This is a genomic window from Actinomycetes bacterium, from assembly GCA_035489715.1.
In the GTDB taxonomy this organism is placed as follows: Bacteria; Actinomycetota; Actinomycetes; order JACCUZ01; family JACCUZ01; genus DATHAP01.
This window is the reverse complement of record DATHAP010000054.1, coordinates 1-5,530: the sequence shown is the minus strand read 5'-3', so window position 1 is coordinate 5,530 and position 5,530 is coordinate 1. Positions and strand designations below refer to the sequence as shown.

Below are 5,530 nucleotides of genomic sequence, written 5' to 3'. Positions count from 1 at the left end.
TGGTAGGCGACGGAGGTCCCGATGACACCGCCGCCGATGACGACGACGCGCGCCCGGGCTGGCAGCTCGGCAGGAGGCACGCCGCGAGCCTAGTGTCGGGGGATGTTGGCGATGCACACAGCAGCCGAGCGACCCGACCTCTGGGAGCGCGGGATCGGGTCTGCCGACGTCTGGCCGGAGTACAACCTGCACGGCGACGTCCTCAACCAGTGGTGGGGACTGCTCGACCAGGAGCTGGCCGACCTGCAGTTCGTGCTGCACGACGACCAGACCGACACCGTCGTCGCGGAGGGCCACACGGCCGCGTTCGCGTGGGACGGCGACGACGCAAGCCTGCCGGACGGCATCGACCGGGCCATCGAGGTCGCGTTCCGCGACCACCGGGCCGGCGCGCCGGTCGACACGCTGTGCGCGCTGGCCGCCGAGTCGCCGCGCGACGGCCGCCGTCGCGGCCTCGCCGTCGAGATCCTCGGCGCTATGCGCACGCTCGCGGAGCGGCACGGCCTCCAGCACCTGGTCGCCCCGGTGCGCCCGTCGTGGAAGGAGCGCTACCCGATCACGCCGATCGAGGAGTACGTCGTCTGGCGCCGCGACGACGGCCAGCTGCTGGACCCGTGGATGCGCGTCCACGAGCGGCTGGGTGCCCGGGTGTCGACTCCCCTGCCGCAGTCGCTGCTCATCACCGGCACTGTCGCGGAGTGGGAGTCGTGGACCGGGCTGCCGCTGCCGGCCGACGGCGACTTCGTCTTCCCCGAGGGGCTGGGCCCGCTGCACGTCGACCGCGGAGCCGACCGCTGCACCTACTGGGAGCCCAACGTCTGGATGGTGCACCCCGACCTCTGAGGTCGACGGCTCAGACGGTCAGGGTCGCAGCACCAGCCGGTCGTCGGTCGCAGCCCGGGTGGCCGCCCGGGTGAACGGCCACGGCGTCGTGCGGCCGCGGCGCCACAGCGACACTTGGTCGGTGTAGTGCTCGTGCCAGGCGTGCCCGCTCGCACCGGTCAGGTTGACCCACCGCGACGCGTCGAGATCGGCGAGATCGACGACCATCCGCATCGAGGGCACCCAGTCGGTCCGGAAGCCGTGGTTCGCCGACCAGCCGGTCGCGTCGACGGTCGACTCACCGCCGCCGACCTCGACGTCGCCGTGGTTGACCAGCCACTCGATCGGAGCGATGCCGGACTGGCCGAAGGTCTGCGACTCGAGCGGCAGCGCGTGCAGCTCGCCCCATCGCCAGTCGGCCGGGTCGTCGCCGAGCCGGTCCTGCAGCCCGGTCCAGGCGTCGCGCATGGCCGCCGTCAGCACGTCATCGCGCGTCTCGGTCGTCGCGGTGCCCTGGTCGTCCCACCAGTCGCTGTCCGGCTCGTCGAGCAGCTCGGTGACCACCTGGTACCAGCGGGAGCCGCCCGTCGGCCACTCCTTCTTCTCCAGCTCGTCGTGGAAGGCCAGCCGCAGCAGGTTGCGCCACACCGCGTTGAAGTAGGCCGCTCCGGCTGAGTCCTCGTCCTGCCGTAGGTCCCAGTCCCGCAGCAGGTCCTGACCCTCGGCCGCTAGGCCGGTCAGGTCGAGCTCGAGCAGCACCGGCAGCAGGGCCGGCGCCAGGTTGTTGCGGCTGTCGCGCTGCACCGCCATCAGGTCCTGGGCGGTGACGTCACCGCGGGCGACCAGCCGCTCGAGCCGGCTACGGATCCGGTCCGCCCGGTAGCCCGAGTCCCAGTCGTCGGTGAGGAAGACCGGGTAGTCGGCCGGGACCACCGCGTTGTTGGCCGTCACCACGAAACCCTCGTCGGGGTCGAGCACCCGGGGCAGGTCGTCGAAGTCGACGTAGCCGGTCCACTCCTCCTTGCCGGTCCAGCCCTTCGCCGGCCACCGCCCGTCGTAGCCCGATCGCACTGGCACCTTGCCCGGCGCCTGGTAGCCGATCTGCCCCGCGGTGGTGGCGAACACGATGTTCTGCGCCGGCACCTCGAACAGGCTGGCCGCCGCCCGCAGGTCCTCGACGGTCGCTGCCCGGTCCAGCGCGAAGAGGGCGTCCATCGTCCGGCCCGGGCGCAGCGCGGTCCACTGGATGGCGACTGCGTACTCCCCGGACCCGGGCTTGGCGTAGCGCTTGCTCACGTCCGAGATCAGCGGCCCGTGTCGCGTCTCGCGGATCCGCAGCGGCCGGGGGTCCTCCCCCGCAACTCGGATCGTCTCCTCGCGCACCGAGAGGTCGACCTGCTCGCCCTTGTACTTGTAGCGGTCGCCGTCGACCTTCTCCAGCACCAGGTCGGCGACGTCCGGCGCGAGGTTGGTGAAGCCCCACGCGAGGTCCGCGGTGTGCCCGATGACGACCCCCGGCACCCCGGAGAAGGTGAAGCCGGCGACGTCGAACGGGCAGGCTGCGCTGACCCGGGTGCAGTGCAGGCCCATCTGGGTCCAGATCGAGGGCAACGCAGGTCCGAGGTGCGGGTCGTTGGCCAGCAGCGGCTTCCCGGTCGCGGTGTGCTCGCCCGACACCACCCAGGAGTTCGAGCCGAGACCCGGTCCGTGGGGGCCGAGGAGCGTCGGCAGGTCGTCGAGCGCGTGCGCGATGCCGCGCAGCGCGGTGGACGCACCCGTGGGCACCCGCGACGCGGCGCTCTGCAGCGGGGGCTTCGTCCCCTCGCCGGCGACGATGGTGGGGTGCTCGTCGTAGGGGTACGTCGGGAAGAGCTCGTCGACCCGGTCGCGGGGCAGCGTCTCGCCCAGACGGGCCCGGGTGAGCTCCTCGTCCAGGTTGCTGCGCAGGTCCCAAGCCATCGCCTTGAGCCACGCGACCGAGTCGGCCGGCCTCCAGCGCGCCACGTCGTACGACCGGTTGGTGAGGGCGAGCATGCCGTGCTCGAGGCTGAGCTCCGAGCCGGACCGGCCGGCCAGCCACGCGTTGACCCCGTCGGCGTAGGCCTGCAACCACGCCACCGTCTGCGGGTCGAGCAGCTTCAGCTCCTGCTCGGCCACCCGGCGCCAGCCCAGCGTGCGGACGAACTCGTCGGTGTCCGCCTGGTCGGGGCCGAAGAGCTCGGAGAGCCGCCCCGCGGTGACGTGCCGGCGGAAGTCCATCTCCCAGAACCTGTCCTGAGCGTGCACGTAGCCCTGCGCCCGGAACAGGTCCTCGGCGGTGTCGGCCCAGATCTGCGGCACAGCTTGGGCGTCGCGCTCCACCGTCACCGGGGCGCCGAGCCCCGGCAGCGCGGCGCTGCCCGACACCTGGGGGAACGACCGCCGCACCGTCCAGGCGACGAAGGCGCCACCGGCGACGGCGAGCACGAGCAGGAGGACGAGGAGTCCCACGGCCACCCGGCGGAGGACGCGGAGGGTGGTCTGCACGCCGTGACTGTAGGACGCGGCCTGTCCCGGCGTTCAGCGGGGCAGGAAGAAGATCATCAACACCGACCAGGTCAGGTGGGTGACCACCGGTGCGAGCACGCCGCGCGTCGACCGGCGCTCCAGCGCGAACAGCGTGCCCATGGCGGCCGCCGCGAGCACGAGCATCACGTTGAGCGTCGCCGCGGTGACGACGACGTAGGCGACTGTCGACCACAGCCACGGCCGGTGCCGGCCGAACGCGCTGTAGAGCGCGCCGCGGAAGAAGAGCTCCTCTGCCAGCCCGTTGACCAGGGCGACGGCGACGACGAGCGTCAGGCTGCCCGTGTCGGCGCGCGAGATGACGTCGTCGACCAGGTCATCGAGGGTCGGCACCCGGCGCACGACCAACGCCGCCACCGCGAACACCGCGAACGCGCCGGCGCCGAGGACGGCCGGCACCAGCACGTGCCGTCGGCCGTCGAGCCGGCCCAGGTGCAGCGGCCCGGACAGCAGTGCCCCGAGCATCCAGCAGCCGGCCAACAGGGCGCCGTACCAGTAGAAAGCCTGCGACCCGGCCTCGGTGCGCAGCGTGAGCGCGAGGAGCCCGGCGCCCACGACACCGGTGGCCGCGACGACGACCCGCCGGCGGCGGCGGACCAGGTCGGACTCGGCGTGGTACGGAGTCGTAGAGGGGCCTAGGACCGCCACCCACCGGTGCAAGCCGGCGGGCACCGTCGGCGTCGTCGCACGCGTCACCGTGGCGCGACGCCTACGAGCGCAGGGTCGGAGGTCAGGACGCGCGTGCTCTCCCGGAGCCGGACCGCCTCTAGCGCCTCTCCCCGGCCCACCGCGGCGCGTGCCCGGTCCGCCGGTCGGGCGCCGGCCAGTCGCCGCTCGCCGTCGGAGTGCAGCGCGGCGAGAGTGCGCCAGAGCGCCGCGTCGTAGGTCAGCACGAGCTGCAGTCCCTCGAGCTCGACGACGGTGCTCAACGGCGAGCGGCGCAGCAGGCTGCCGTTCCCCTTCAGCCGCCCCAGCTTTTCCGCGGCCCAGCCGCCGACCAGCTTGTGGCGCTGGACCCCGATGCCCAGCACCGACATCACGTCCGACAGCCCTCGCCGGTCGTCGTCCAGGAGGTCGGCCACCGCCTCGACGGCGGCGGCTACCGGGTCGTTGGCGGAGCCTTGCTGGGCGCCGAGGGATCGGCGCGCCAGCTCGAGCCCTCCCGTCAGGGCCGCCAGGTGGTCGTTCAGGTAGGTCGCCAGCATGCCGGACCCTTGCCCGCCTGCGGCGGCTCTCACCCTCGGCCGGCCAGTGCGGTCGAGCGACTGCACGCCGCCGGTCCGGCGCGGCGACGCGGCCACCGGACTCGGCCCCTTGACGTCGCGGACCTTCGCCTTCCGCAGTGCGGAAGTGCGGGGTCGTTCGTCCGACATAGGAGCATGCTGGATATGCCAGCCAGAGCAGCGGCCGAGGGAGTTCTGACGAGCGCACGCGGAGTGGAGACACGGGGGCAGGAGCTGGAGCTGCGGCTCCGGCGGGACCTGGAGGGTGAGGTCGCCTTCGACGACTACTCACGGCACCTCTTCTCGCGGGACGCGAGCATGTACGCCATCACACCGATGGGCGTCGCGTTCCCGCGGCACGGCGACGACGTAGCGGCCGCCGTGTCGGCCTGTGCGGCGCTCGGTGTGCCGGTGGTGCCCCGCGGCGCCGGCACCAGCCTGGCCGGCCAGACGGTCGGGCCGGGGCTGGTGCTGGACATGTCGCGCCACCTGCACCGGGTCCACCAGGTCGACCCGGAGGCGAGGACGGCGCTGGTCGACGTCGGGGTCGTGCAGGACCAGCTCAACGGGGCGGCCGCGACGTACGGCCTGATGTTCGGGCCGGACACCTCGACCAGCAACCGGGCCACGATCGGCGGGATGGTCGGCAACAACTCGGCGGGCAGCGGCAGCGTGCGCTTCGGCATGACCATCGACCACGTCCGCCACCTCGACGTGGTGCTCTCCGACGGCAGCCGGGCGCGGCTCGAGCCGGTCGACGAGGCCGAGCTGGCCCGCCGGGGCGCCCGCGAGTCGCTGGAGGGCCGGCTCTACGCCGGGCTGCCCGGGCTGCTGGCCCGGCACGAGCGGTCGGTGCGCGAGGACTACCCCGCGTTCTGGCGGCGGGCCGGCGGCTACCGGCTGGACCGGCTGGCCGACCC

5 protein-coding genes are annotated in these 5,530 nt (G+C 73.2%); 2 read left to right on the top strand and 3 right to left on the bottom strand.

Features of this window, described 5'->3' with window-relative positions:
* Positions 1–111: 111 nt before the first annotated feature.
* The gene (locus VK640_04735; GenBank protein HTE72490.1) at positions 112–843 is read left to right on the top strand and encodes a hypothetical protein; all 732 of its coding nucleotides are present in this window, start codon (positions 112–114) and stop codon (positions 841–843) included.
* Between the two features lie 18 nt (positions 844–861).
* On the opposite strand, the gene VK640_04730 is transcribed toward VK640_04735, so the two are convergent.
* Genes VK640_04730 through VK640_04720 form a run of 3 tightly spaced genes read right to left on the bottom strand, consistent with a single transcriptional unit; the run spans position 862 to position 4,592 of the window.
* The gene (locus VK640_04730) at positions 862–3,348 is read right to left on the bottom strand and encodes a penicillin acylase family protein (GenBank protein HTE72489.1); all 2,487 of its coding nucleotides are present in this window, start codon (positions 3,346–3,348) and stop codon (positions 862–864) included.
* 33 nt (positions 3,349–3,381) lie between these two features.
* Positions 3,382–4,083, bottom strand: coding sequence for a type II CAAX endopeptidase family protein (locus tag VK640_04725; protein HTE72488.1), 702 nt, complete (start codon positions 4,081–4,083; stop codon positions 3,382–3,384).
* Positions 4,080–4,592: a hypothetical protein gene (locus VK640_04720; GenBank protein ID HTE72487.1), complete on the bottom strand. Its 513-nt coding sequence runs from the start codon at positions 4,590–4,592 to the stop codon at positions 4,080–4,082. Before VK640_04720 ends, VK640_04725 begins: the two co-directional genes overlap by 4 nt.
* A gap of 231 nt (positions 4,593–4,823) precedes the next feature.
* On the opposite strand from VK640_04720, the gene VK640_04715 reads away from it, so the two are divergent.
* On the top strand, positions 4,824–5,530 hold a 707-nt coding region (locus tag VK640_04715), incomplete at its 3' end, for an FAD-binding oxidoreductase (protein ID HTE72486.1).

Excerpts from the sequence above, each read along its gene's own strand:
- VK640_04720 (HTE72487.1), bottom strand. The coding sequence starts at position 4,592 with ATGCTGGCGACCTACCTGAACGACCACCTGGCGGCCCTGACGGGAGGG.
- VK640_04735 (HTE72490.1), top strand. The coding sequence starts at position 112 with ATGCACACAGCAGCCGAGCGACCCGACCTCTGGGAGCGCGGGATCGGG.